The 25,597-nt window shown below is 71.4% G+C and carries 23 protein-coding genes; 21 read left to right on the top strand and 2 right to left on the bottom strand.

Annotation, left to right across the window (positions count from 1 at the left end; genetic code table 11):
* Nucleotides 1–256: 256 nt before the first annotated feature.
* The 7 genes from NEH16_RS09215 to NEH16_RS09185 all read left to right on the top strand — a co-directional run bounded on the left by NEH16_RS09215 (nt 257) and on the right by NEH16_RS09185 (nt 7,969).
* A complete protein-coding gene (locus NEH16_RS09215) occupies nt 257–1,249 on the top strand; it encodes an ABC transporter permease (RefSeq protein WP_265540951.1) in 993 nt (330 codons plus the stop codon).
* 44 nt (nt 1,250–1,293) lie between these two features.
* On the top strand, nt 1,294–3,057 hold the full coding sequence (locus NEH16_RS09210; RefSeq protein ID WP_265540949.1) for an ABC transporter substrate-binding protein: 1,764 nt from the start codon (nt 1,294–1,296) through the stop codon (nt 3,055–3,057).
* 89 nt (nt 3,058–3,146) lie between these two features.
* Nucleotides 3,147–4,136 carry an ABC transporter permease gene (locus NEH16_RS09205; protein WP_073963840.1) on the top strand — a complete coding sequence of 330 codons (990 nt, stop codon included), beginning with the start codon at nt 3,147–3,149 and terminating at the stop codon, nt 4,134–4,136.
* Nucleotides 4,133–5,221, top strand: a complete 1,089-nt coding sequence (locus NEH16_RS09200) for an ABC transporter ATP-binding protein (RefSeq protein ID WP_073963839.1) — start codon at nt 4,133–4,135, stop codon at nt 5,219–5,221. Before NEH16_RS09205 ends, NEH16_RS09200 begins: the two co-directional genes overlap by 4 nt.
* Complete coding sequence (locus tag NEH16_RS09195) at nt 5,218–6,396, top strand: ABC transporter ATP-binding protein (RefSeq protein ID WP_073963838.1); 1,179 nt, start codon at nt 5,218–5,220, stop codon at nt 6,394–6,396. Before NEH16_RS09200 ends, NEH16_RS09195 begins: the two co-directional genes overlap by 4 nt.
* 18 nt (nt 6,397–6,414) lie before the next feature.
* Nucleotides 6,415–7,074: a trimeric intracellular cation channel family protein gene (locus tag NEH16_RS09190; protein ID WP_018102534.1), complete on the top strand. Its 660-nt coding sequence runs from the start codon at nt 6,415–6,417 to the stop codon at nt 7,072–7,074.
* Nucleotides 7,075–7,132: 58 nt separating this feature from the next.
* Nucleotides 7,133–7,969: a thioesterase family protein gene (locus tag NEH16_RS09185; RefSeq protein ID WP_265540946.1), complete on the top strand. Its 837-nt coding sequence runs from the start codon at nt 7,133–7,135 to the stop codon at nt 7,967–7,969.
* Between the two features lie 18 nt (nt 7,970–7,987).
* Here the strand turns inward: NEH16_RS09185 and NEH16_RS09180 are convergent, their stop codons facing one another.
* On the bottom strand, nt 7,988–8,623 hold the full coding sequence (locus NEH16_RS09180) for a TetR family transcriptional regulator (protein ID WP_265540944.1): 636 nt from the start codon (nt 8,621–8,623) through the stop codon (nt 7,988–7,990).
* Nucleotides 8,624–8,688: 65 nt separating this feature from the next.
* Here NEH16_RS09180 and NEH16_RS09175 point away from each other — a divergent pair, with 65 nt between their 5' ends.
* From NEH16_RS09175 to NEH16_RS09165, 3 genes are all read left to right on the top strand, one after another.
* The gene (locus NEH16_RS09175) at nt 8,689–8,907 is read left to right on the top strand and encodes a hypothetical protein (RefSeq protein WP_143202980.1); all 219 of its coding nucleotides are present in this window, start codon (nt 8,689–8,691) and stop codon (nt 8,905–8,907) included.
* Nucleotides 8,904–9,173, top strand: coding sequence for a DUF4190 domain-containing protein (locus NEH16_RS09170; RefSeq protein WP_265540943.1), 270 nt, complete (start codon nt 8,904–8,906; stop codon nt 9,171–9,173). The genes NEH16_RS09175 and NEH16_RS09170 overlap by 4 nt, the downstream gene beginning before the upstream one ends.
* Before the next feature lie 75 nt (nt 9,174–9,248).
* Nucleotides 9,249–10,418 carry a cysteine desulfurase family protein gene (locus tag NEH16_RS09165; RefSeq protein ID WP_265540940.1) on the top strand — a complete coding sequence of 390 codons (1,170 nt, stop codon included), beginning with the start codon at nt 9,249–9,251 and terminating at the stop codon, nt 10,416–10,418.
* Here NEH16_RS09165 and NEH16_RS09160 read toward each other — a convergent pair.
* Nucleotides 10,411–11,088, bottom strand: coding sequence for an N-acetylmuramoyl-L-alanine amidase (locus tag NEH16_RS09160; RefSeq protein WP_265540938.1), 678 nt, complete (start codon nt 11,086–11,088; stop codon nt 10,411–10,413). The two genes, NEH16_RS09165 and NEH16_RS09160, sit on opposite strands and share 8 nt — an antisense overlap.
* 61 nt (nt 11,089–11,149) lie before the next feature.
* On the opposite strand from NEH16_RS09160, the gene mnmA reads away from it, so the two are divergent.
* The 11 genes from mnmA (at nt 11,150) to NEH16_RS09105 (ending at nt 25,564) form a co-directional block, all read left to right on the top strand.
* Nucleotides 11,150–12,280 (top strand): tRNA 2-thiouridine(34) synthase MnmA, encoded by a 1,131-nt coding sequence (gene mnmA / locus NEH16_RS09155; protein ID WP_265540936.1) that lies wholly within the window; start codon nt 11,150–11,152, stop codon nt 12,278–12,280.
* Nucleotides 12,281–12,448: 168 nt separating this feature from the next.
* The gene (locus NEH16_RS09150; protein ID WP_265547116.1) at nt 12,449–12,988 is read left to right on the top strand and encodes a TIGR00730 family Rossman fold protein; all 540 of its coding nucleotides are present in this window, start codon (nt 12,449–12,451) and stop codon (nt 12,986–12,988) included.
* 43 nt (nt 12,989–13,031) lie between these two features.
* Nucleotides 13,032–13,721 (top strand): SDR family oxidoreductase, encoded by a 690-nt coding sequence (locus NEH16_RS09145; protein WP_073964848.1) that lies wholly within the window; start codon nt 13,032–13,034, stop codon nt 13,719–13,721.
* 94 nt (nt 13,722–13,815) lie between these two features.
* Nucleotides 13,816–14,790: a methionine synthase gene (locus NEH16_RS09140; protein WP_374215704.1), complete on the top strand. Its 975-nt coding sequence runs from the start codon at nt 13,816–13,818 to the stop codon at nt 14,788–14,790.
* 29 nt (nt 14,791–14,819) lie between these two features.
* Entirely contained in the window at nt 14,820–17,036 is a 2,217-nt protein-coding gene (ligA, locus tag NEH16_RS09135; RefSeq protein WP_265540930.1) for an NAD-dependent DNA ligase LigA, read from the top strand.
* Nucleotides 17,037–17,279: 243 nt separating this feature from the next.
* Nucleotides 17,280–19,454, top strand: coding sequence for a putative bifunctional diguanylate cyclase/phosphodiesterase (locus NEH16_RS09130; RefSeq protein ID WP_073963827.1), 2,175 nt, complete (start codon nt 17,280–17,282; stop codon nt 19,452–19,454).
* Between the two features lie 249 nt (nt 19,455–19,703).
* A complete protein-coding gene (gene gatC / locus NEH16_RS09125) occupies nt 19,704–20,000 on the top strand; it encodes an Asp-tRNA(Asn)/Glu-tRNA(Gln) amidotransferase subunit GatC (protein ID WP_018102521.1) in 297 nt (98 codons plus the stop codon).
* 5 nt (nt 20,001–20,005) lie between these two features.
* The gene (gatA, locus tag NEH16_RS09120; RefSeq protein WP_265540927.1) at nt 20,006–21,508 is read left to right on the top strand and encodes an Asp-tRNA(Asn)/Glu-tRNA(Gln) amidotransferase subunit GatA; all 1,503 of its coding nucleotides are present in this window, start codon (nt 20,006–20,008) and stop codon (nt 21,506–21,508) included.
* The gene (locus tag NEH16_RS09115; RefSeq protein ID WP_073963825.1) at nt 21,505–21,747 is read left to right on the top strand and encodes a hypothetical protein; all 243 of its coding nucleotides are present in this window, start codon (nt 21,505–21,507) and stop codon (nt 21,745–21,747) included. The genes gatA and NEH16_RS09115 overlap by 4 nt, the downstream gene beginning before the upstream one ends.
* A 15-nt stretch (nt 21,748–21,762) precedes the next feature.
* Nucleotides 21,763–23,271, top strand: coding sequence for an Asp-tRNA(Asn)/Glu-tRNA(Gln) amidotransferase subunit GatB (gatB, locus tag NEH16_RS09110; RefSeq protein ID WP_073963824.1), 1,509 nt, complete (start codon nt 21,763–21,765; stop codon nt 23,269–23,271).
* 184 nt (nt 23,272–23,455) lie between these two features.
* Nucleotides 23,456–25,564: a phosphocholine-specific phospholipase C gene (locus NEH16_RS09105; protein ID WP_265540925.1), complete on the top strand. Its 2,109-nt coding sequence runs from the start codon at nt 23,456–23,458 to the stop codon at nt 25,562–25,564.
* Nucleotides 25,565–25,597: the final 33 nt, after the last annotated feature.

Here is a 25,597-nt window from a genome sequence, read left to right as displayed (position 1 = left end):
GCATTGCGGGCACTCCGGCGTTCACGCGCGAAGTGTTCGTTATCGCCGTTATGTGACCGGGAGGCCCGATTGCCGAGTCCGCCTGTTCGGATATCGGTTGCATTCTGACGTCATCACGTTTGAGCAAACATTCCCCGTCAGGTCTGGCGGGTGTGCGCGAAGTGGCTGAAGACTCCCACGCAACTAGCTATGTACGAGCCGCTACCGCGGCGGTCACGGGCCGGCCACCCGCCGGTCGAGAGGGGTCTCCAGCGCAATGACGGCACCTATCGAGACCACCAGGGCGGATACGCGGCCCGAAGCGGTGCTGGAAGGCGCGGGCCGCAAGGAGATCGAGGGCCGTTCGCTCGGCCGCATCGCCTGGACCCGGTTCAAGCGGGACAAGGCCGCGATGGCCGGTGGCATCGTTGTCGTCCTGCTGATCCTGACCGCGGTGCTGTCCAAGCCGCTCCAGTCGCTGCTGGGGCTCGACCCCAACGCGTTCAACCAGAGCCTGGTCGACCCCGTCATGCTGGCGCCCAAGGGCAGCCTGGGCGGGATGAGCTGGGACCACCCCTTCGGCGTCGAGCCGCAGACCGGCCGCGACATCTTCGCGCGCATCCTCGAAGGCTCCTGGGTCTCGCTCGTCGTCGCCGTCGGCTCCACCCTGCTGTCCGTCGCCATCGGCGTCGTGATGGGCGTCGTGGCCGGTTTCTACGGCGGCTGGGTGGACAGCCTGATCAGCCGGCTGATGGACACCTTCCTCGCCTTCCCGCTGCTGCTCTTCGCGATCTCCATCTCCGCCTCCCTCCAGGGCAACGCCTTCGGGATGGAAGGGCTCACGCTGCGGATCGCCGTCCTGATCTTCGTGATCGGCTTCTTCAGCTGGCCGTACATCGGCCGCATCGTGCGCGCGCAGACGCTGTCGCTCCGCGAGCGCGAGTTCGTCGAGGCCGCCCGTTCGCTGGGCGCACGCGGTCCGTTCATCCTCTTCCGCGAGCTGCTGCCCAACCTGGTCGCGCCGATCCTCGTGTACGCGACGCTGCTCATCCCCACGAACATCCTCTTCGAGGCGGCCCTGTCCTTCCTGGGCGTCGGCATCGCCCCGCCGCAGGCTTCCTGGGGCGGCATGCTCACGCAGGCGGTCGACCTCTACGAGGTGGACCCGATGTTCATGGTCATCCCCGGCATGGCGATCTTCATCACCGTGCTGGCCTTCAACCTGCTGGGGGACGGGCTGCGCGACGCACTCGACCCTCGTGGCAAGTAATCGCGGCAGTGCCGCACAGGACTAGCGAGGGGGCTTTCCTCAGCATGCAGAACAAGAAGACAGCGGCGCTCATAGCCGTCGCGATCGCGGTGTCGCTCGCCGCCACCGGGTGCAGCAAGGACTCGGACGGTGGCGGCGGCAAGGGTGGCGGCGGCGGCAACGCCAAGGCCGACGCCGGTCTGACGAGCATCGTCAACGCCAGCGACAAGAAGGGCGGGACGGTCACCTACGAGCACTCCAGTGGCCCGGACTCCCTCGACCCGGGCAACACGTACTACGGCTGGGTGCAGAACTTCTCCCGCCTGTACGCCCGTTCGCTGGTCACCTTCCAGCCGGCCGCCGGCAAGGACAGCCTGAAGGTCGTCCCCGACCTCGCCACCGGTCTCGGCAAGGCGAGCGCGGACGCCAAGACCTGGACGTACACGCTGCGCAAGGGCGTGAAGTTCGAGGACGGCTCCGAGATCACCTCGCAGGACGTCAAGTACGCCGTCGAGCGCTCCAACTTCGCGCCGGAGGCCCTGTCCAACGGCCCGACGTACTTCAAGGCGTACCTCGAGGGCGGCGACAAGTACAAGGGTCCCTACAAGGACAAGTCCACCGAGGGCCTGAAGTCCATCGAGACCCCGGACAAGTACACGATCGTCTTCCACCTCAACAAGCCGTTCGCGGACATGGACTACCTGGCCGCGTTCTCGCAGACCGCGCCGGTCCAGCAGAAGGCCGACACGGGCGCCAGCTACGTCCAGAAGATGGTCTCCTCGGGCCCGTACAAGTTCTCGGCGTACGACGAGAGCAAGGGCGCGACCCTGGTCCGCAACCCGGAGTGGGACCCGAAGACGGACCCGATCCGCAAGGCGCTGCCGGACAAGGTCCAGCTGAAGTTCAACGTCAACCCCACCACGGTCGACGAGCACCTCCTCAACGACGAGACCACCGCGGACATCGCGGGCACGGGCCTCCAGTCCAAGACCCAGCCCAAGGTCCTGGTGAAGGCGTCGGAGAAGGCGAAGACGGACAACCCGTACGCCGGCGCCCTCCAGTACCTCGCGCTGAACGTCAACGTGAAGCCGTTCGACAACATCGAGTGCCGCAAGGCCGTCCAGTACGCGGTCGACAAGCAGAGCATGGTCGACTCGATCGGCGGCTCGGTCAAGGGCGACCCGGCGAGCACGGTCATCCCCCCGACCGTCGCCGGCTACAAGAAGTTCGACCTGTACCCGACCGAGGGCAGCAAGGGCGACGTGGCCAAGGCCAAGGAGCACCTGTCCAAGTGCGGTCACCCGGACGGCTTCAAGACCACGCTGACGGCCCGCTCCGACCGTCCTGACGAGGTCACCGCCGCCACCCAGCTCCAGAACAGCCTGAAGGCCATCGGCGTCACCGCCGAGATCAAGCAGTTCCCGGCGGACAAGTACTTCACCGACTTCGCGGGCGTCCCCGCCTGGGTCCACAAGAACAACGCGGGCATGATGATGATGGCCTGGGGCGCCGACTGGCCGACCGGCTTCGGCTTCCTCGACCAGATCGTCAACGGCTCGGCCATCAAGCCCTCCGGCGGCACCAACCTGATGGAGCTGAACGACAAGGGGATCAACGACCTCCTCGTCAAGGGCATCGGGACCGTCGACACCACGGAGCGCAACGCGACGTGGGGCGAGGTCGACCAGAAGGTCATGGAGAACGCCTCGGTCGTTCCCCTCTTCTACCGCAAGAACCTGCTGTACCGCCCGGCCTCCGCGGCGAACGTCACCGTCACCGACGCGTACCTCGGCATGTACGACTACGTGCTCATGACGTCCACCAAGTAGCACCTGTTCATCAAAAGCATCCCCTGAAAGGCAGGTGAAGGCGCCGGGCGGCGGGGTTTCCCGCCCCACCCGCCCGGCGCCGCACGGCTGTGGCTGCGTATATCATCCGACGCGTATTCGCCGCGGTGTTGCTGCTGCTGGTGGTCAGCGCAGTCACGTTCGCGATCTTCTTCCTGGTGCCCCGCCTCGGCGGGCAGACCCTCGACTCCATGGCCGCCCAGTACGTGGGGAAGAGTCCCGACCCCGACGTCATCGCCGCGGTCAAGAAGAACCTGGGGCTCGACCAGCCCCTGTACCTCCAGTACTGGCACTTCATCAAGGGCATCGTGGTCGGCGCCCAGTACCAGTTCGGCCCCGACCCCGTGACGTGCAACGCCCCCTGCTTCGGCTACTCGTTCAAGACGCACACCGAGATCTGGCCGCAGCTCGTGGACCGCGTCCCGGTCACGCTCTCGCTGGCCGTCGGTGCCGCCGTCATCTGGGTCGTCTCGGGTGTCGCGATCGGCGTCGTCTCCGCGCTGAAGCGGGGCTCGCTCTTCGACCGCCTCTCCATGGGCGTCGCCCTCGCCGGCGTCTCCCTCCCGATGTTCTTCACCGGCCTGGTCGTCCTGGCGCTCTTCGGCAACGGGGAGTACGTCCCCATCACCGAGGACCCGGTCGCCTGGGCGGGCAGCCTGGTCCTGCCCTGGTGCACGCTCGCCCTGCTGTACTCCGCGCTCTACGCCCGGCTCACCCGGGCCGGGATGCTGGAGACCATGAGCGAGGACTACATCCGGACCGCGCGCGCCAAGGGCCTCCAGGAACGCAAGGTGGTCGTCAAGCACGGGCTGCGGTCCGCGCTCACCCCGCTGGTCACGATCTTCGGCATGGACTTCGCGCTGCTCCTCGGCGGCGCGGTCATCACCGAACGCGTCTTCTCCTTCCAGGGGCTCGGCGCCTTCGCGATCCAGGGCGTGACCACCGCCGACCTGCCCAAGGTGATGGGCGTGACCCTGGTCGCGGCCTTCTTCATCGTCATCTGCAACCTGCTGGTGGACCTCGTGTACGCCGCGATCGACCCCCGGGTGAGGCTCTCATGAGCGGCGCGACCAAGAAGGACTCCCAGACGGCTGAGAGCGTCCCGGCCCCGCGCCCGGGCGACGACCACCCGTTCCTCTCCGTACGCGACCTCAGCGTCCACTTCGACACCGACGACGGCCTGGTCAAGTCCGTGGACGGCGTCAGCTTCGACCTGGCGGCCGGCCAGACCCTCGGCATCGTCGGCGAGTCCGGCTCCGGCAAGTCCGTGACCTCGCTGGGGATCATGGGCCTGCACACCTCGGAGCGGGCCCGCATCGGCGGCGAGATCTGGCTGGAGGGCGAGGAACTGATCGGCTCCGGCGCCGAGCGCGTACGGAAGCTGCGCGGCCAGAAGATGGCCATGATCTTCCAGGACCCGCTGTCCGCCCTGCACCCGTACTACACGATCGGCGCGCAGATCGTGGAGGCCCACCGGGTCCACCACAAGGTCGACAAGAAGGCCGCCAGGAAGCGGGCCGTCGAGATGCTCGACCGGGTCGGCATCCCCGAGCCGCACCGCCGGTTCGACGACTATCCGCACCAGTTCTCCGGCGGCATGCGCCAGCGCGCGATGATCGCGATGGCCCTGGTCAACAACCCGCAGCTGCTCATCGCCGACGAGCCGACGACCGCCCTCGACGTCACCGTCCAGGCGCAGATCCTCGACCTGATCCGCGATCTGCAGAAGGAGTTCGGCTCCGCGGTCATCATGATCACCCACGACCTCGGTGTCGTCGCGGAGATCGCGGACGACATCCTCGTGATGTACGCGGGACGCTGCGTCGAGCGCGGCTCCGCCGAGAAGGTGTTCTACGAGCCCCAGCACCCGTACACCTGGGGCCTGCTCGGCTCGATGCCGCGGATCGACCGGGAGCAGACCGAGCGGCTGATCCCCGTCAAGGGCTCGCCGCCCAGTCTCATCAACGTCCCGTCGGGCTGCGCCTTCCACCCGCGCTGCCCGTACGCCGACGTCCCGCCCGACAACATCACCCGCACCGAGCGTCCGGAGCTGCGACAGGTCGGCGACGGGCACTTCTCCGCGTGCCACATGTCGCCCGAGCAGCGCGACCGGATCTGGACCGAAGAGATTGCGCCGAAGCTGTGACTGAGCTGAACAAGAAGACTCCCGCGCCCGCCGCGGCCGGGTCGGACGGGTCCGGCCCCGAACCGCTCCTCAAGGTCGACGGCCTGGTCAAGCACTTCCCGATCACCAAGGGCGTGCTGAAGCGCAAGGTCGGCGCGGTCCAGGCCGTGGACGGGCTCACCTTCGACGTGCGCCCCGGGGAGACCCTGGGCGTCGTCGGTGAATCGGGCTGCGGCAAGTCGACCATGGGCCGACTGGTGACCCGGCTGCTCGAACCGACCGGCGGCAAGGTCGAGTTCCAGGGCCGCGACATCACCCATCTGTCCGCCGGGCGGCTGCGGCCGATGCGGCGCGACATCCAGATGATCTTCCAGGACCCGTACGGCTCGCTGAACCCGCGCCACACGGTCGGCGGGATCGTCTCCACCCCCTTCCGGCTCCAGGGCGTCAAGCCCGAGGGCGGCGTGAAGGCGGAGGTCCAGCGGCTGCTGGAGCTGGTCGGGCTCAACCCCGAGCACTACAACCGCTATCCGCACGAGTTCTCCGGCGGCCAGCGCCAGCGCATCGGCATCGCCCGCGCGCTCGCGCTCAAGCCGAAGCTGGTCGTCGCGGACGAGCCGGTCTCCGCGCTGGACGTGTCGATCCAGGCGCAGGTGGTCAACCTGCTGGACGACCTCCAGGACGAGCTGGGGCTCACGTACATGATCATCGCGCACGACCTGTCGGTGATCCGCCACGTCTCGGACCGGATCGCGGTCATGTACCTCGGCAAGATCGTCGAGCTGGCGGACCGCAAGTCGCTGTACGAGGCGCCGATGCACCCGTACACCAAGGCGCTGATGTCCGCCGTGCCCGTGCCGGACCCGCGCAGGCGCGGCGCCAAGAGCGACCGCATCCTGCTCAAGGGCGATGTGCCGTCGCCGATCTCGCCGCCCGCCGGCTGCCGGTTCCACACCCGGTGCTGGAAGGCGACGAAGGTCTGCGGGACGACCGAGCCGCCGCTGCTCCAGCTGAAGACCGGGCACCAGGTGGCCTGCCACCACCCGGAGAACGGCGAGGACCAGGTGCCCGGCGACGCCCCGCTGGCCGCGGACGTCATCACGGTCCGGTCGGCGCCCGCGGAGTCGCCCGCGAAGGAGGCACCGGAGGAGCCGGCGAAGGCCGCCGAACCCGCCCCGGACAGCCCGAAGGAGTAGTACGGGCACAATTGCCCGGTGCTCAACGAACTGTTCACGCCCTCCGTCCAGCACGCGCTCGACATCGTGGGGATCTTCGTCTTCGCGATCTCGGGCGCCCTGCTCGCCGTACGCAAGAACTTCGATGTCTTCGGCATCGCGGTGCTCGCCGAGGTGACCGCGCTGGGCGGAGGGCTCTTCCGTGACCTGATCATCGGCGCGGTGCCGCCCGCCGCCTTCACGGATCTCGGGTACTTCACCACCCCGCTGCTCGCCGCGGGGCTGGTCTTCTTCCTGCACCCGCACGTAGAGCGCATCCAGGTCGGGGTGAACGTCTTCGACGCGGCCGGTCTCGGACTGTTCTGCGTCACCGGCACGGTGAAGGCGTACGACTACGGGCTCGGCCTCACCTCGTCGGCGGCGCTCGGCCTGGCGACGGCGGTCGGTGGCGGTGTGCTGCGGGACGTCCTGGCCAACGAGGTGCCGTCGCTGCTGCGCTGGGACCGGGACCTGTACGCGGTGCCTGCCATGGTGGGCGCCACGATGATCGTGCTCTGCATCCGCTTCGACGCGCTCAACGCCCTGACCAGCGGCGCGGCTGTGATCACCGCGTTCGTGCTGCGGCTGCTCGCGCTCCGCTTCCACTGGCGGGCGCCGCGCGCCTACAACCGGCGCTCGGCGCGGGCGGACGAGGGGTGACGTACGCCTACCGACAAAAAGCTACCGCTCAGTAATACAATCGGTGTACGGTGCGTCCATGGCACAGGCAACCATCGGGGACAGCGAGTTCGACCGGGACACCGCGGTCACCCCGCGCGAAGAGGGCGTCTACGACGCGGAGCTCTCGGCGGGCTGGACGATCATCCACGCCGTCAACGGCGGATACCTGCTGGCGATGCTGGGCCGCGCGCTCGGTGAGGCCCTGCCGCACACGGACCCGTTCTCCGTCTCCGCGCACTACCTCACCGCGTCCGTGCCCGGCCCGGCGGTGATCCGGACCCAGACCGTCCGGACCGGCCGCACCCTCTCCACCGGTCAGGCGTCGCTCTTCCAGTACGCCGAGGACGGCACCGAGGTCGAGCGCATCCGCGTCCTCGCCACCTACGGCGACCTGGACGCGCTCAGCGACGACGTCCGCACCTCCGCGAAGCCGCCGGCCATCCCGCCGCGCGAGCACTGCCTCGGCCCCGGCGACGGACCGGCGCCGATCCCCGGCAGCTCCGCGATCACCGACCGGCTGGACATCAAGCTGGACCCGGCGACCATCGGCTGGGCGATCGGGCAGCCCTCGGGCAAGGGCGAGATGCGCGGCTGGTTCGGGCTCGCCGACGGCCGCGACCCCGACGCGCTCTCCCTGCTGCTCACCGTGGACGCCCTGCCGCCGACCTCGTTCGAGCTGGGGCTCAAGGGCTGGACCCCCACCATCGAGCTGACCACGCACGTCCGCTGCCGCCCCGCCCCGGGCCCGCTCCGCGTCTCCATCACCACCCGCAACCTGGCGGGCGGCTTCCTGGAGGAGGACGCGGACGTCTGGGACAGCGCCGACCGCCTGGTCGCCCAGTCCCGCCAGCTCGCCCGCGCCCCGCGCGGCTGACCCTCCCGGCCCTCCTCCTCAGGCGCCCTGTGCCGGCTCGTCGAGCCAGTGCAGGGCGCCGAGTGCGATGAGCCGCAGCCGGCGCCCCGCCGTGCGGGCCACCCGCTCGTCGTCCGCCGGGCCCGCGTCCAGCAGGGCCGACGCGGTGATCACCATGTGGTCCACATAGAGGCCGCCCAGCATCAGCAGGTCCTCCTCGGTCCAGCCCCCGGACCCCGGCTCCGCCGCGAGGGTCGCCGCCACCTCCTCGGCGAACAGCCGCAGCTGCGCCGCGATGGCCTCGCGGACCGGGCCGACCCCGCCGTGCTGTTCCCGCGCGATGAAGCGGAAGTGTGCCGGTTGCTCCCGTACGTGACGCCGTATCAGCTCCACGCTGCGGTCGAGCCTGGCCTCGCTGTCGCCGGTCTCGGCGAGTATCGCGCCGATCATGCCGTGCAGGCTGCCCAGGGTCTGTTCGACCAGGGCCACCCCGAGTGCGGGCACGCTCTCGAAGTGCCGGTAGAAGGCCGTGGGCGTGATGCCGGCGGCCCGGGTGACCTCGCGCAGCCCGAGGCTGCTCAGGCTCTGCTCGTCGAGCAGCCCGAGAGCCGCGTCCAGCAGTGCCTGGCGCGTGCGCAGCTTCTGGTTCTGGCGGACCCCGACGGTGTGACTCATGCCATTCAGTAAACAACTGTTCTCCGAGACGGGGAAGGGGCGTGCGGGTTTAGACTCAAGAGTCAGTGAACAGTCGTACTCTCAACGGCCCGTCCACCCACGGAATCCATCCGCACACGGAAAGGGAGAACATGATCGTCCTCGTCGCCGCCCTGCTCCTGCTGGGGATCGTGCTGGGAGCGGTGGCCCAGATTCCGCTTCCGCTGTCACTCGTCCTCGGCGCCCTCATCGGCTGCTGGCTGCTGGTCTTCGCCGTGCGCGAGCGGGCGAGGGGTTCCCGGTGAGCGCCCCGGTGCAAGCCTCTCCGCGCACCCGCCGGGACGCCGACGGACTCGCCGTCGCCTCGTTCGTGCTGGGCCTCGTCGGGCTGCTGGTGATGAACATCCTGCTGGGCCCCGCCGCCATCGTGATGGCCCTCGTGGCCCTGGCCCGCTCCACGAGCCGGCGCGGCCGCGCCTGTCTCGGCCTCGCGCTCGGCGTCGCCGACCTGCTGGTCCTCGCCTTCCTGGTCACCGGAAACGGCGTGGTCGCCTGGGACTTCGGCGGCTGACCGGCGGTGCGCGGGCCGTGGGACCCGATGCGCCCGCCGTACGCCCCGCCAAGGGCTCGTAGAATCGAGCCCACCATGGCTTACCTCGACCACGCCGCGACCACGCCGATGCTTCCCGAGGCGATCGCGGCGATGACCGCGCAGCTCGCCGTCACGGGCAACGCGTCCTCACTCCACGCCGCCGGCCGCCGGGCCCGCCGTACCGTCGAGGAGTCCCGGGAATCCCTCGCCGACGCCCTCGGCGCACGCCCCAGCGAGGTGGTCTTCACCTCGGGCGGCACCGAATCGGACAACCTCGCGGTGAAGGGCCTGTACTGGGCCCGCCGCGACGCCGACCCCCGCCGCACCCGGGTCCTCGCCAGCCCCGTCGAGCACCACGCCGTCCTCGACGCCGTCGACTGGCTGGCCGTCCACGAGGGCGCGACCGTCGAATACCTCCCCGTCGACCGGTACGGGCGCGTCCACCCCGAGGCGCTGCGCGAGGCGGTCCTGCGCGACCCCGACGACGTCGCGCTGATCACCGTGATGTGGGCCAACAACGAGATCGGCACCATCCTGCCGGTACACGAACTGGCCGAGGTGGCCCGCGAGTTCGAGATCCCGATGCACGCCGACGCGGTCCAGGCGTTCGGCCAGCTCGACGTGGACTTCGGCGCCTCCGGGCTCGCCGCGATGACCGTCAGCGCGCACAAGATCGGCGGGCCCACCGGCGTCGGCGCGCTGCTGCTCGGCCGCGAGTACACCCCGGTGCCCGTGCTGCACGGCGGGGGGCAGGAGCGCCACGTCCGCTCGGGCACCCTGGACGTGCCGGGCATCGCCTCGTTCGCCGTCGCCGGAAGGATCGCCGCCGACCGGCGCGAGGACTTCGCCCGGGAGACCGGCGCGCTCCGCGACGAGCTGGCCGCCGCCGTCCTGGCGGAGGTCCCCGACGCCCTGCTCGGCGGCGACCCGGCCCCGGGCGGCCGGCTGCCGGCCAACGCGCACTTCACCTTCCCCGGCTGCGAGGGCGACTCGCTCCTGCTGCTCCTGGACGCCCAGGGCATCGAATGCTCCACCGGCTCCGCCTGCACCGCCGGGATCGCCCAGCCCAGCCATGTGCTGCTCGCCACGGGCACCGACCCGGACCTGGCCCGGGGCACCCTGCGCTTCTCGCTCGGCCACACCTCCACCAAGCAGGACGTCCAGGACGTGGCCCGGGCGATCGGCCCGGCGGTGGAGCGGGCGCGCTCGGCGGGGCTCAGCTAGCGCGTTTCCCGGACGTCTTCGCGCGCCGGACCAGCTCCAGGTAGCGGTCCCAGTCCCAGCCGGGGCCCGGGTCCGTGTGGTCGGCGCCCGGCACCTCGACGTGCCCGATGATGTGCTCCCGGTCCACCGGGATGCCGTACCGCGCGCATATCGCCGCGGTGAGCTTCGCCGACGCCCCGTACATCGCGGCGGTGAAGTCCTGCGGGCGCTCCACGAAGCCCTCGTGCTCGATGCCCACACTGCGTTCGTTGTACGAGCGGTTGCCCGCGTGGAACGCCACGTCCAGCTCGCGGATCATCTGCGTCACCCGCCCGTCCTTGCGCACCACGTAATGCGCCGCCGCCTGGTGCCCGGGGTCCTGGAAGGCGCGGACCGCGCTGCCGAAGCTGCCCTGGGTGACATGGACGACCACCCGGTCGATGCCGTAGTCGTCGGGGCGGTCGGCCCGCCGCCAGTTCGCCTCCGAGGCCGCGACCCACTTCGCCGCCGCGTAATCCACCGCCCCCGGGGTGCGCGGCTTCTCCACGCCGGGCAGCCGCCACCAGGCGCGCTTCAGCGGGTCCCGCGCCAGCGCCGCCGTGCCCACGGCCGTGACGGCACCGCCGATCAGCACCGAGCGCCGGCTGATCCCGGTCCCGGTGCCGCCGCCGTCCGTCCCCTTGGTCCCCATGTGACGGACAACGCTTATCCGCGCGCTTTCGGTTCCCGCCCCCACGTACCCTGGTGGGGCTATGACTGAGACTCCCCAGCGCCCCCTCCGCGTGCTCGCCGCCATGTCGGGCGGTGTCGACTCCGCCGTCGCCGCGGCGCGCGCCGCCGAGGCGGGCCACGACGTGACCGGTGTGCACCTCGCCCTCTCCGCGAACCCGCAGTCCTTCCGGACCGGGGCCCGGGGCTGTTGCACCATCGAGGACTCCCGGGACGCCCGCCGCGCCGCGGACGTGATCGGCATCCCCTTCTACGTCTGGGACCTGGCGGAACGCTTCCGCGAGGACGTCGTGGAGGACTTCGTCGCCGAGTACGAGGCGGGGCGCACCCCCAACCCGTGCCTGCGCTGCAACGAGAAGATCAAGTTCGCCGCGCTGCTCGACAAGGCCCTCGCGCTCGGCTTCGACGCGGTGTGCACCGGCCACTACGCCACCGTCGTCACCGGCCCCGACGGCGACCGGGAGCTGCACCGCGCCTCGGACATGGCCAAGGACCAGAGCTATGTGCTCGGCGTCCTGGACGAGCGGCAGCTCGCCCACGCGATGTTCCCGCTCGGCGACACCCTCACCACCAAGGACGAGATCCGCGCCGAGGCCGAGCGCCGGGGCCTCGCGGTCGCCAAGAAGCCCGACAGCCACGACATCTGCTTCATCGCCGACGGCGACACCCAGGGCTTCCTGGCCGACCGCCTCGGCGGCAAGGCGGAGGGCGACATCCTGGACGAGTCCGGTACGAAGCTCGGCACCCACGAGGGCGCCTTCGGCTTCACCATCGGCCAGCGCAAGGGCCTGCGCATCGGCCACCCGGCCCCCGACGGCAAGCCGCGCTACGTCCTGGACATCTCCCCGGTGAACAACACGGTGACCGTCGGCCCCGCCGAGGCCCTGGACGTCACCGCGCTCACCGCGATCAAACCCCGCTGGTGCGGGACACCCCCGTCCGGCCCGGGGACGTACACCGCCCAGCTCCGCGCCCACGGCGGCGAGACCGAGGTGACCGCCGAGCTGACGGACGGCGCCCTGCACGTCGCGTTCACCGAGCCGGTCCGGGGCGTCGCCCCCGGCCAGGCGGTCGTCCTGTACGACGGCACCCGCGTGGTCGGCTCCGCGACGATCGCGACGACGGTACGCCGGGAGCGCGCCGCGGCGGGCTGAGCCCCGTACGTACGGCAAAGCCCCGCACGGCAACGCCCGACCCCAGTACGGGCGTGGCCGCGCGGGGCGCTCAAGGGTGTGCGCACCACGCATCTCAGGTTCCGCCACCCGGCCGCCCGCCGCATCCCGGCGGCGGCCCCGTACGGCGCGGGTCGTACCGTGGCAGCCATGAACATCTGCGTCTTCCTCTCCGCCGCCGACCTCCCCGACCGCTACACCGTGCCCGCCCGCGAATTCGCCGAGCTGCTGGGGCGCGGCGGGCACACCCTGGTCTGGGGCGGGTCCGAGAGCGGGCTGATGAAGGTCGTCGCCGACGGGGTCCAGGAGGCGGGCGGGAAGCTGGTCGGGGTCTCAGTGGACTTCCTGGCCGCGAAGGCGCGTACCAACGCCGACGAGATGGTCATCGCCCGCGACCTCGCCGAGCGCAAGGCGCTCCTGCTCGCGAAGTCCGACGCGATCGTGATCATGGTCGGCGGCACCGGGACGCTGGACGAGGCGACCGAGATCCTGGAGCTGAAGAAGCACGGCAAGCACACCAAGCCGGTCGTCCTGCTCAACACCGCCGGCTTCTACGACGGCCTGCGCGCGCAGTTCCAGCGCATGGAGGACGAGGGCTTCCTGCCGCTCCCGCTGACCGAGCTGGTCTTCTTCGCGGAGGACGGCGTCGGCGCCCTGGCCTACCTGGAGGAGTCGGCCGGGCTCCAGTGATGTGACGTACGGGGCCCGGGCGGCGGATGGGACGATGGGGGCCATGTCCACTCACCTCATCACCGGTGCCGGCTCCGGCATCGGCGCAGCGGTCGCCCGGCGCCTCACCGAGCGCGGCGACGACCTCGTCCTGCTGGCCCGCGACGCGGGCCGCGCCAAGGAGCTGGCCGCGCTCCACCCCGGCGCCCGCACCCTCGTCGGCGACCTGTCCAACCCGGACCGGCTCTCCTGGGCCCTCGCCCAGCAGAGCGTGCCGGAACGGCTCGACTCGCTGCTGCACATCGCGGGCGTGGTCGAGCTCGGCCCGGTCGGTGAGCTGACCCCCAAGGCGTGGCACTACCAGCTCAACGCCAACCTCGTCGCCCCCGCCGAGCTGACCCGGCTCACCCTGCCCCAGCTGCGCGTCGCCCAGGGCCACGTCCTGTTCGTGAACTCCGGCGCCGGGCTCTCCGCGAGCCCCGAGTGGAGCGCGTACGCCGCCAGCAAGCACGGCCTGAAGGCCCTCGCGGACTCGCTGCGCCACGAGGAGCACGGCAACGGCGTCCGCGTCACCACGGTCTACCCGGGCCGCACCGCCAGCCCCATGCAGGAGAAGGTCCACCGGCAGGAGGGCAAGGAGTACGACCCCGCCCGCTGGATCGACCCCGAGTCCGTCGCGACCACCATCCTGATGGCGCTCGACCTGCCCCGCGACGCCGAGGTCAACGACCTCACCGTGCGCCCCGGCCGCTGATCGCGGGCCTTACGACCTCGCCCGAGGTCGTTACCCTTCTCGCGTGAGCGAGATCAACGTGTTCAGGGACTGCCCGGCCGCCGGGATCGGTTCGATGCCCGGGGGAGACGCCCGGGAGGCGGCCAAGACCGTCACCGGCTCCTTCGGTGACGGCGAGGGCATGCCGTACCTGGCGGAACTCCCGGCGCGCGGGCCCGGCGCCGACATGATCGGGCGCACCGTCGGACTCCTCTCCGAGCTGTACGGGCACCTCGAGCCCAGCGGCTGGCGGATCAGCGACCGGCCCGGCCGCGACACCCGCCGGGCCCGCTCCTGGCTCGGTGAGGACCTGGACGCCCTGGAGGAGTTCACCCAGGGCTACGAGGGCCCGCTCAAGGTCCAGGCCGTGGGGCCCTGGACGCTCGCCGCCGCCCTGGAACGCCGGGGCGGCGAGGCGTTCCTCGGCGACCCGGGCGCCTGCCGCGACCTCGCGGACTCGCTCGCGGAGGGGCTGCGCGGCCACCTCGCCGAGGTGCGCCGCCGGGTGCCCGGGGCGCGGATCGCCCTCCAGCTGGACGAGCCGTCCCTCACCGCCGTGCTGCGCGGCCGGGTCCGGACCGCCAGCGGCTACCGCACCTACCGGGCCGTGGACCGCCAGGTCGTGGAGGCCACCCTGCGCGAGGTCCTCGCGGCGGCGGGGGAGACCGCCACGCTGGTGCACACCTGCGCCCCCGAGGTGCCGTTCGCGCTGTTGCGCCGGGCCGGGGCGGACGGTATCTCCTTCGACCTCTCCCTGCTCACCGAGCGTGAGGAGGAGGCGGTCGGGGAAGCCGTCGAGGGCGGCACCCGGATGTTCTTCGGGGTCGTACCGGGCACCGACCCGGCCTCGGGCCGATTGTCCGACCCGGGCGGTAGCGTCATGGGTGTCAGGACGCTGTGGCGCAGGCTGGGGCTGAATCCGGGGACTCTCACCGAGTCCGTGACGGTCACCCCCTCGTGCGGACTCGCGGGTGCGTCGCCCGCGTACGCACGGGCCGCGCTCGCCCACTGCGCCCGGGCCGCGAGATCGCTCGCAGACAACCCTGAGTAGCGGGACGCTGGGTAACGGGAGGACGGACGATGGCCGGCGAAGAGCAGACGGCGGTGCCAGTCGAGGCGCAGGAGAGGCACAAGCTCCTCGCGGAGCAGATCGAGGAGCACCGCTTCCGGTATTACGTGAACGACCAGCCGGTCGTCAGCGACGCCGAGTTCGACCGGCTGCTGCGCGAGCTGGAGGCCCTGGAGGAGTCCCACCCCCCGCTGCGCACCCCGGACTCGCCGACCCAGAAGGTCGCCGGGCCCTACCGCACGGAGTTCACGTCGGTCGAGCACCGCGAGCCGATGCTGTCCCTGGACAACGCCTTCGACGACGAGGAGCTGGCCGCCTGGGGCGAGCGCATCGCCCGGGACGTCGGCTCGCCCGGCTACCACTTCCTGTGCGAGCTGAAGATCGACGGCCTCGCCGTCAACCTCACGTACGAGCACGGCGTGCTGACCCGGGCCGCGACCCGGGGCGACGGCCGCACCGGCGAGGACATCACGCCCAACGTCCGCACCATCTCCGACATCCCGCACCGGCTGAAGGGCGACCGCATCCCGGCGCTGGTCGAGGTCCGCGGCGAGGTCTTCTTCCCGATGGAGGGGTTCGAGGAGCTGAACGCCCGGCTGGTCGAGGCCGACGACAAGCCCTTCGCCAACCCCCGCAACGCGGCGGCCGGTTCGCTGCGCCAGAAGGACCCCAAGGTCACCGCCACCCGCCCGCTGCACATGGTGGTGCACGGCATCGGCGCCCGCGAGGGCTTCGACATCGACTGCCTCTCGCACGCCTACGAGCTGCTGCGCGAGTGGGGCCTGCCCACCGCCAAGTACAACAAGGTGGTCGACTCCCTCGAAGGCGTACGGGAGTTCATCGCGTACTTCGGCGAGCACCGGCACTCCGTGGAGCACGAGATCGACGGCGTCGTCGTCAAGCTGGACGAGATCCCGCTCCAGGGCCGCCTGGGCTCGACCTCCCGCGCCCCGCGCTGGGCCATCGCGTGGAAGTACGCGCCGGAGGAGGTCAACAGCAAGCTGGTCAACATCCGCGTCGGCGTCGGCCGCACCGGCCGCGTCACCCCGTACGCCCAGGTCGAGCCGGTCGTGGTGGCCGGCTCCGAGGTCGAGTTCGCCACCCTGCACAACCAGAACGTGGTCGAGGCGAAGGGCGTCCTGATCGGTGACACGGTGGTGCTCCGCAAGGCCGGGGACGTGATCCCGGAGATCCTCGGCCCGGTCGTGGACCTGCGCGACGGCACCGAGCGGGCATTCGTCATGCCGACCCACTGCCCCGAGTGCGGCACGGAGCTGAAGCCCACCAAGGAGGCGGACGTCGACGTCCGCTGCCCCAACGCCCGCTCCTGCCCCGCCCAGCTGCGCGAGCGCATCTCGTATCTGGCCGGCCGCAAGTGCCTCGACATCGACCACTTCGGTTACGTGGTCGCCGCCGCGCTGACCGCACCGCTGGAGCCCGCCGAACCGCCGCTGCGCGACGAGGGCGACCTCTTCGGACTGACCATGGAGGAGCTGCTTCCGATCCGGGCCTACGTCCTCGACCCGGACAGCGGGCTGCCCAAGCGCGACCCGAAGACCGGCGAGGAGAAGAAGGCCCTGGTCTTCGCCAACCAGAAGGGCGAGCCGAAGAAGAACGCCGTGGCGATGCTCGACGCCATCGAGGCCGCCAAGCAGGCCCCGCTCGCCCGCATCCTCACCGGGCTCTCCATCCGCCACGTCGGCCCGGTCGCGGCCCGGGAGCTGGCCCGCCAGTTCCGGTCCATCGACCGCATCGAGGAGGCCACCGAGCAGGAGCTGGCCGACGCCGACGGGGTCGGGCCGATCATCGCGGCCTCGGTCAAGCAGTGGTTCGCCGAGGACTGGCACCGCGAGATCCTGCGCAAGTGGCGCGAGGCCGGCGTCCGGATGGAGGACGAGGGAGCCGGCGAGGACGAGGGCCCCCGGCCCCTCGAAGGGCTCACCGTCGTCGTCACGGGCACCCTGACCGGGCACACCAGGGATGGCGCGAAAGAGGCGCTGCAGAGCCGGGGAGCGAAGGTCACCGGTTCCGTTTCCAAGAAGACGGCCTTCGTCGTCGTCGGCGACAACCCCGGATCCAAGTACGACAAAGCGGTCCAGCTGAAGGTCCCCGTCCTGGACGAGGCCGGCTTCGCCGTGCTCCTCACCGAGGGACCGGACGCCGCCCGCGAGGCGGCGGTCCCGGCCGGGGAACCGGCTCCGGAGGAGGGCGCCGCCCCCGGAGAGTGAGCGCCCGCCGACCCTCGGTCGACGTCACCCGATCGGCGCCCAGGGGGCACCCCTACCAGATGCTGACGGATAGTCGGTTCGCATTCGGGCAAGACCCGTAGACCGCTGCCCGTAGCAGCCCTCCGCGGCCTACTGTGGTCGGACACGCCCTCGAACCTGGCCACCGGGCGGGGCCGGGGTGCGTCGTGGCACGGCACGCATTCATCGGGTGACATCGGCATCGCCGGCTGTGAGAGGGACGGAATGAAACCGACCGAGAGCGCCGCACCGGTGGCGCGGCTGCAAGGTTTCGTGGGACCCGCGCCCAAAGTGGGCGCCGTCGTCGTGGCCCTGGCCACGATCCAGCTCGCGACCGGCTTCTCCCGCGCCCTCGGCCAGGGGCGCGCCCTCTTCCCGGACGGCCGGGCCGGCTGGTCGCTCGCCGTCCTCACCGGCATCGTCGTCGGCCACCTCGTCGCGCTCGGCCGGGACCGCTGGTGGGGCGGCACCGGCTCCGGCGCCGCCCTCACCCTGGCCGTGCTCCTGCTGTACGGGTGGGTGCCGGCCGGACTGGTCAGCCTCGTCGTGGTCGTCCTCGTCGGCATCGCCCGCCGACACCGCTGGTGGCAAGGGCTGTTGCACGGCGCCGTGGACATCCTCGGGGTCGGCGCGGCGGCCCTGGTGCTCGCCGCGTTCGGCGAGGTGCAGTCGGTCGAGTCGCCCTGGCGGCCACTCGACTGGGGGATCGACGCCGTTCCGGAGGTCCTGCTCGCCGCCTCCACCTATCTGCTCGTCACCCGGGTCCTGCTGTGGTATTCGCGGGCCCAGCCCGGCGGCGGGCTGCCCACCGTCGCCCGCACCGCGATGCTGCGCCAGGGCCTCGTCGCGGTCGCCCTGCTCGGCATCGCCCCGCTGATCTGCGTCGTCGCGATGGCCCGGCCGGTCCTGCTGCCGCTCTTCGCGGTGCCGCTGATCGCGCTCGACTCCACGCTGTGGATCGCCCGCGCCCGCGCCGAGGAGCAGCTCAAGGACCCGCTGACCGGGCTGCCCAACCGCCAGTGGCTGCTGGAGCGGACCTGGACCGCGCTGGAGGAGGCGGAGAGCGTCGGCAGCCGGGTCGGCCTCGTCCTCATCGACCTCGACCGCTTCCGGGCCGTCAACGACACCCTCGGCCACCTGGCCGGCGACCGGCTGCTGCTCCAGATCGCGGAACGGCTCCGGATCGCCCTGCCGCGCGGCGCGGAGGCGGCCCGGCTCGGCGGCGACGAGTTCGCGGTGCTGCTGCCCACCGCCGACTCCACCACCAGCGCCCAGCGCGTCGCCCGCCACCTGGTCGCCGAGCTGTCGTCCCCGCTGGACCTGGACGGGCTGACGCTGGTCCTGGAGGCCAGTGCCGGCGTCGCCGTCTTCCCGGACCACGCGCTGGACGCCGAGGGGCTGCTGCGCCGGGCCGACGTGGCGATGTACCAGGCCAAGCGGGACCGCACCGGCGTGGAGGTGTACGAGTCCAAGCGCGACAGCAACACCCCGGACCGGCTCGGCCTCCTCGGCGACCTGCGCCGCGCGCTGGACGCGGGCGAGGTGGAGCTGCACTACCAGCCCAAGGTCCGCTTCGACGGCCAGGTCGCCGGGCTCGAAGCGCTGGTGCGCTGGGTGCACCCGGAGCGCGGCAGAGTGCCCCCGGACGAGTTCATCGCCATCGCGGAGTCGTCCGGGCTGATGCCGCACCTCACCGAGTACGTCCTGGAGACGGCGCTCGCCCAGGTCGCCCGGTGGCGGGCCCAGGGCCTCTTCGTGCCCGTCGCCGTCAACGTGTCGCCGCGCGATGTGCACACCCCCGGGTTCGCCGGCGGCGTCGCGGCCCGGCTCGCCCGGCACGGCGTTCCGGCGGGAGCGCTCCAGCTGGAGATAACGGAACATGTGCTCCTGGAGGACCCGCAGCGGGCGGCCGACACGCTCGCCGGGCTGACCGGGCACGGCGTGAAGATGTCCCTGGACGACTTCGGTACGGGGTACTCCTCGCTGGTCCATCTGCGCCGGCTGCCGGTCAGCGAGCTGAAGATCGACCGCTCCTTCGTGGCCCGGCTCGCCATCGACCACGAGGACGCCGAGATCGTCCGCTGCACCATCGACCTGGCCCACTCGCTCGGCCTGCTCGTCGTCGCCGAGGGCGTCGAGGACGACGAGACCTGGGAGCGGCTGCGTGACCTGCGGTGCGACGCGGTCCAGGGCTGGCTGGTGGCGGCCGCGATGCCGCCCCAGGAGACCACCGCCTGGCTGCGGGCCCGCGGCGAGCACGGCTGGCGCCGCCCGGCGGAGCTGGCCGCGGCGGCGGGGGCCGGGGCCCCGACCCCCGCCGCGACGCCCACGGCCCCGGCATCCGAGCTGGAACAGCGCCCCTCCGGCCGCACGACGGGCCCGCGCCCGGCGACCACGTAGAAACCGTGTCCTCAGGTGCATGGCCGACCCCATAGGATTGGGGGCCGGCGGCACATTTCCACCTGCCGCGCGACGCCTGGCACGCACGCTCGCCGCGTTGCCGAAACGCCCGAGTGGCTCCGCCACAAGGGCGCTCCGGCGCCTTGCGAGCGCACGCGCCAGACGCCGCGCGGCCCGTCCTCCGGACGGACGGTGGAAATGTGCCGCCGGCCCCCGGCAAACCACACACCAACCCCTGAGGATCGCTGCATGCCTGGCATCACGCGCGAGGAGGTCGCCCACCTCGCCCGGCTGGCGCGTCTGGAGCTGAAGGGCGAAGAGCTCGATCACTTCGCCGGTCAGCTCGACGACATCATCGGCGCGGTCGCCCGCGTCTCCGAGGTCGCCGACCAAGACGTACCGCCGACCTCCCACCCGCTGCCGCTGACGAACGTCATGCGGGCGGACGTCGTCCGTCCGTCTCTCACCCCCGAGCAGGCGCTCTCCGGCGCCCCGGCCCAGGAGCAGCAGCGTTTCAAGGTGCCGCAGATCCTGGGGGAGGACTGACTGCCATGACGGACATCAGCAGCATCATCAAGCTCACCGCGGCCGAGATCGCCGCGAAGATCGCCTCCGGCGAACTCACCGCCGTGCAGGTCACCGAGGCCCACCTCGCCCGGATCGACGCCGTGGACGAGAAGGTGCACGCCTTCCTGCACGTCGACCGCGAGGGCGCGCTCGCCCAGGCCCGCGCCGTGGACGCCAAGAAGGCGGCCGGCGAGAAGCTGGGCCCGCTGGCCGGCGTCCCGCTCGCGCTCAAGGACATCTTCACCACGAAGGACATGCCGACCACCGTCGGCTCGAAGATCCTCGAGGGCTGGGTCCCGCCGTACGACGCGACCCTCACGCAGAAGCTGAAGGCCGCCGACGTCGTCATCCTCGGCAAGACCAACATGGACGAGTTCGCCATGGGGTCCTCCACCGAGAACAGCGCCTACGGCCCCACCGGCAACCCCTGGGACCTCACCCGCATCCCGGGCGGCTCCGGCGGCGGCTCCTCGGCCGCCCTCGCCTCCTTCGAGGCCCCGCTCGCCATCGGCACGGACACCGGCGGCTCCATCCGCCAGCCCGCCGCCGTCACCGGCACGGTCGGCGTCAAGCCCACCTACGGCGGGGTCTCCCGCTACGGCATGGTCGCCTTCTCGTCCTCCCTCGACCAGGGCGGCCCCTGCGCCCGCACGGTCCTGGACGCCGCCCTGCTGCACGAGGCGATCGCCGGGCACGACCCGATGGACTCGACGTCGATCGACGCGCCGGTGCCCCCGGTCGTGGAGGCCGCGCGCAACGGCTCCGTGCAGGGCATGCGCGTCGGCGTCGTCAAGCAGTTCTCCGGCGAGCACTACCAGGCCGGGGTCGTCCAGCGCTTCAACGAGTCGGTCGAGCTGCTGAAGTCGCTCGGCGCCACCGTCGTGGAGCTGGACTGCCCGACCTTCGACCTCGCCCTTTCGGCGTACTACCTGATCGCGCCCTCCGAGTGCTCCTCGAACCTCGCCCGGTTCGACGCCATGCGCTACGGCCTGCGCGTCGGGGACGACGGCACGAAGTCCGCCGAGGACGTCACCGCTCTCACCCGCGAGGCCGGCTTCGGGGACGAGGTCAAGCGCCGCATCATCCTCGGTACGTACGCGCTCAGCTCCGGCTACTACGACGCGTACTACGGCTCCGCGCAGAAGGTCCGTACGCTGATCACGCGCGAGTTCGAGCAGGCGTTCGAGCAGGTCGACGTGATCGTCTCGCCGACCACGCCCACCACCGCCTTCCCGATCGGCGAGCGCGCCGACGACCCGATGGCGATGTACCTGGCCGACCTGTGCACCATTCCGACCAACCTCGCCGGCAACGCCGCCATGTCGCTGCCCTGCGGCCTGGCGCCCGAGGACGGCCTGCCCGTCGGGCTCCAGATCATCGCCCCGGCGATGAAGGACGACCGGCTGTACAAGGTCGGAGCCGCCGTCGAGGCCGCTTTCGTGGAAAAGTGGGGACACCCGCTGATCGAGGAGGCTCCGTCGCTATGAGCGCCATGACCAAGAAGGCCAAGAACTTCAAGAAGTCGAAGACCGGGCTGTACGTGTCGATGGCGACCACCGCCTTCGGAGCGCTCAGCGTCGCCAAGCAGGCGAAGCTGGCCCGCTCGGACAACGACACGCTCCGCCTCATCGACGCCGCCGTGTCCGCCGCCGCCATCGCCACCGGCCTCGCGATCCTCTATCGCGAACTGAAGCGTCTCGGCGACGACGACGTACTGCTGGGCTGAGAGGGAAAGTTTTCCGTGACTGTCATCGACCTGGAGTCGTACGAGGACGCCCTCGCGACGTACGACCCCGTCATGGGCCTCGAGGTCCATGTGGAGCTCGGCACCAAGACGAAGATGTTCTGCGGCTGCTCCACCGAGCTGGGGCAGGACGCCAACACGCAGACCTGCCCGGTCTGCCTCGGGCTGCCCGGCGCGCTGCCGGTCGTCAACGAGATCGGCGTGGAGTCCGCGATCAAGATCGGCCTCGCGCTGAACTGCGAGATCGCCGAGTGGTGCCGCTTCGCCCGGAAGAACTACTTCTATCCGGACATGCCGAAGAACTTCCAGACCTCCCAGTACGACGAGCCGATCGCCTTCAACGGCTATCTGGACGTCCAGCTGGAGGACGGCGAGGTCTTCCGGGTGCAGATCGAACGCGCCCACATGGAGGAGGACACCGGCAAGTCGACGCACGTCGGCGGCGCCACCGGCCGTATCCACGGCGCGTCCCACTCCCTGCTCGACTACAACCGCGCGGGCATCCCGCTCATCGAGATCGTCACCAAGCCGATCGAGGGAGCGGGCGCGCGCGCCCCCGAGGTCGCGCGGGCGTACGTCGCCGAGCTGCGCGAGCTCATCAAGGCGCTCGGCGTCTCCGAGGCCCGCATGGAGATGGGCCAGATGCGCTGCGACGTCAACCTGTCGCTGCGCCCGAACGGCACCGAGACCTTCGGTACGCGCTCCGAGACGAAGAACGTGAACTCGCTGCGTTCCGTCGAGCGCGCCGCCCGCTTCGAGATCCAGCGCCACGCCGCGGTGCTGAACTCCGGCGGCACGATCGTGCAGGAGACCCGGCACTTCCACGAGGAGGACGGCTCCACCACGGCCGGCCGCATCAAGGACAACGCCGAGGACTACCGCTACTTCCCCGAGCCCGACCTCGTGCCGGTCGCCCCGGCCCGCGAGTGGGTCGAGGAGCTGCGCAAGGGCCTCCCGGAGCTGCCGCGCGTCCGCCGCGCCCGGCTCAAGGAGGAGTGGGGCGTCTCCGAGCACGACATGCAGTCCATCCTCAACGCGGGCGCGGTCGACCTGATCGTCGCCACGATCGAGGCGGGCGCCCCCGCGGACCAGGCCCGCAAGTGGTGGATGGGCGAGCTGGCCCGGAACGCCAACGAGACCGGCCGCGGCCTGGACGAGCTGCCCGTCACCCCGGCGCAGGTCGCCCGGGTCGCCGAGCTCGTCGCCGCGGGCGACCTCAACGACAAGCTGGCCCGCCAGGTCCTGGAGGGCGTGCTCGCCGGCGAGGGCGACCCGGACACCGTGGTCGAGAAGCGCGGCCTGAAGGTCGTCTCCGACGAGGGCGCGCTGTCCACCGCCGTGGACGAGGCCATCGCGGGCAACGCCGCCATCGCGGACAAGATCCGCGGCGGCAAGGTCGCGGCGGCCGGCGCGCTGGTCGGCGCGGTCATGAAGGCGACCCGGGGCCAGGCGGACGCGGCCCGCGTCCGCGAGCTGATCCTGGAGAAGCTGGGCGTCGAGGGCTGAGCCCTTCCGCACAGCCCTGAGGGGCGGTGTTGCCGGTCTCCGGACCGGGAACACCGCCCCTTCGGCGTGCTTGGACTTTCGGTCCGGCCTGTTGGACGTTCACCACCGATCCGCGCGCAGTCCTTTTCCGCGCCACCCGGCCTGCATAGCTTCCCCGCTGTAACCACCGAATGGGGAGGCTCTTTTGACCACGGACATGTCACGCCGACGGCTCTTCGCGCTGGGCGGCGGCGCGCTCGGCGCCGCTGCGGCGGGATCGTTCCTGCCGCCGTCGCTCCAGTCCGCCATCGCCGCGCAGCCCGCCCACGCGGGGCCCGGTGGCGGAGGGCTGAGGGACATCAGGCACGTCGTGATCCTGATGCAGGAGAATCGTTCCTTCGATCACTATTTCGGCACGCTGCGCGGTGTACGCGGCTTCGGTGACCGCAACGCCGTCGAGCTGCCCACCGGCGGGACGGTGTTCGAGCAGCCCGGCGCGGCCGGCTCCACCGTGCTGCCCTTCCCGGTGCGCGGCGCGGCCGAGGAACAGCGGAAGGACCTCCAGTACATCGGCGCCCTCGACCACTCCTGGAACGGCGGCGCGAACGCCTGGGGCGGCGGCTGGATGAACGGCTGGGTCGGCGCGAAGACCGCGGCCACGATGGCGTACTACGACCGCCGCGACATCCCGCTGCATTACGAACTGGCCGACACCTTCACCGTCTGCGACGCGTACCACTCCTCGATCCACAGCTCTACCAGCCCCAACCGCAACCACCTGTGGAGCGGGAAGACCGGCTTCGAGCCCAACGGGAAGCGGGCCGTCGGCAACGACGCGTACGCCGAGGGCACGCACCCCGGCTACGACTGGTCCACGTATGCCGAACGGCTGGAGAAGGCCGGGCGCAGCTGGCGCACGTACACCGAGTGGGAGAACTTCACCGACAACCAGATCGAGTTCTACGCCACCTTCAAGGCCGTCGCCCGCAAGGCGCTGGCCAAGACCGGCGGCCACACCTACATGGAGTCCTTCTACGCCGAGGTCCGGGACGCCTCCGAGGCCGAGCGGGAGCGGCTGCTCGGGCTGCTGGAGGAGGGAGTGGCCACGCTCACCCGGCAGGAGCGCAGCCTGTTCGAGCGGGCGCTGCGCCGGGTGCCGACGGGGACGCTGGCCGAGGAGTTCGCCAAGGACGTGGCGGCCGGAAAGCTGCCGGAGGTCTCCTACCTGGTCCCCTCGGCGATCGACTCCGAGCACCCGAGCGTCTCCTCGCCGGTGCACAGCGCCACCGTCGTCTACAAGATCCTCGACGCGCTCGGCAAGCACCCGGACGTGTGGCGGCACACCGCCGTGCTGATCAACTACGACGAGAACGACGGCTTCTTCGACCACGTCCCGCCGCCCGTCGCGCCTCCCGGGGTGACCGACGAGCAGTGGGAGGGGCGCCCCACCGGCCTCGGCATCCGGGTGCCGATGCTCGTCGTCTCCCCGTGGACCGTGGGCGGCTACGTCTGCTCCGAGGTCTTCGACCACACCTCCGTCATCCGCTTCCTGGAGCGCTGGACGGGCGTGCGGGAGCCCAACATCAGCGACTGGCGGCGGCGCGTCACCGGCGACCTCACCTCCGCCTTCGACTTCACCCGGCAGCGGCGCCAGCCGGCCGTGGAGCGGCCCGGGGCGATCCCGCCGCTCAGCGGCCGCTGGCAGCCGAAGCCGCCGGCCGTCCAGCGCCTGCCCGAGCAGGAGCCCGGCGTACGCCCGGCGCGCGCACTGCCCTACCAGCCCGACGCCTGGGTCCGGCGGACGCGCGGCGGTCTGCGGGTGGACCTCGCCAACAGCGGCCGGGCGTCGGCGCACTTCGCGCTCTACCCGTACGCGGGCGAGTTCCCGGCCCCGCAGCACCAGGACGTCCGGGGCGACGGGCACTGGACCGTCCCGGTGGCGGGGGAGGCGTACCGCTTCACGGTCACCGGGCCGAACGGCTTCCGGCGCGAGTTCGAGGGACCGGCCGACGGCGGGGCGGAGGTCACCACCCGCGTCGACGGCCGCGACCGCGATCTGCGCCTGACCCTGCGCAACGACGGCCGCCGGACCCTGACCTTCGTGGTGCGGCCGCTCGGATACGTGGACGAGGCCGACCTGGGGGACTGGACCCGTCGGGTCGTCGTCAAGCCGGGCCGCAGCCGTACGGTCGTGCACTCGGCGGCCGACGCGCACGGCTGGTACGACCTGGCGGTCACGGCCGAGGGCGAGAGCGGCTTCCGGCGCCGCCTGATGGGGCACATCGAGAACGGCCGGGCGAGCGTCTCCGGCTGACCGGGCCCTGTGACCATGGCCACGAAAGGGACA

The sequence above is a fragment of the Streptomyces drozdowiczii genome, from assembly GCF_026167665.1.
Taxonomy (GTDB): domain Bacteria; phylum Actinomycetota; class Actinomycetes; order Streptomycetales; family Streptomycetaceae; genus Streptomyces; species Streptomyces drozdowiczii_A.
This window is presented reverse-complemented; position numbering and strand designations above follow the sequence as displayed.

Bases quoted from the DNA above. Each gene is read 5' to 3' on its own strand.
- NEH16_RS09215 (WP_265540951.1), top strand. From the start codon at position 257: ATGACGGCACCTATCGAGACCACCAGGGCGGATACGCGGCCCGAAGCG.
- NEH16_RS09210 (WP_265540949.1), top strand. From the start codon at position 1,294: ATGCAGAACAAGAAGACAGCGGCGCTCATAGCCGTCGCGATCGCGGTG.
- NEH16_RS09180 (WP_265540944.1), bottom strand. From the start codon at position 8,623: ATGAGTCACACCGTCGGGGTCCGCCAGAACCAGAAGCTGCGCACGCGC.
- mnmA (WP_265540936.1), top strand. From the start codon at position 11,150: ATGACTGAGACTCCCCAGCGCCCCCTCCGCGTGCTCGCCGCCATGTCG.
- NEH16_RS09130 (WP_073963827.1), top strand. From the start codon at position 17,280: ATGAAACCGACCGAGAGCGCCGCACCGGTGGCGCGGCTGCAAGGTTTC.
- NEH16_RS09160 (WP_265540938.1), bottom strand. From the start codon at position 11,088: ATGGGGACCAAGGGGACGGACGGCGGCGGCACCGGGACCGGGATCAGC.
- NEH16_RS09140 (WP_374215704.1), top strand. From the start codon at position 13,816: ATGCCCGGGGGAGACGCCCGGGAGGCGGCCAAGACCGTCACCGGCTCC.
- NEH16_RS09185 (WP_265540946.1), top strand. From the start codon at position 7,133: ATGGCACAGGCAACCATCGGGGACAGCGAGTTCGACCGGGACACCGCG.
- NEH16_RS09165 (WP_265540940.1), top strand. From the start codon at position 9,249: ATGGCTTACCTCGACCACGCCGCGACCACGCCGATGCTTCCCGAGGCG.
- ligA (WP_265540930.1), top strand. From the start codon at position 14,820: ATGGCCGGCGAAGAGCAGACGGCGGTGCCAGTCGAGGCGCAGGAGAGG.
- NEH16_RS09145 (WP_073964848.1), top strand. From the start codon at position 13,032: ATGTCCACTCACCTCATCACCGGTGCCGGCTCCGGCATCGGCGCAGCG.
- NEH16_RS09150 (WP_265547116.1), top strand. From the start codon at position 12,449: ATGAACATCTGCGTCTTCCTCTCCGCCGCCGACCTCCCCGACCGCTAC.
- NEH16_RS09115 (WP_073963825.1), top strand. From the start codon at position 21,505: ATGAGCGCCATGACCAAGAAGGCCAAGAACTTCAAGAAGTCGAAGACC.
- gatC (WP_018102521.1), top strand. From the start codon at position 19,704: ATGCCTGGCATCACGCGCGAGGAGGTCGCCCACCTCGCCCGGCTGGCG.
- NEH16_RS09200 (WP_073963839.1), top strand. From the start codon at position 4,133: ATGAGCGGCGCGACCAAGAAGGACTCCCAGACGGCTGAGAGCGTCCCG.
- gatA (WP_265540927.1), top strand. From the start codon at position 20,006: ATGACGGACATCAGCAGCATCATCAAGCTCACCGCGGCCGAGATCGCC.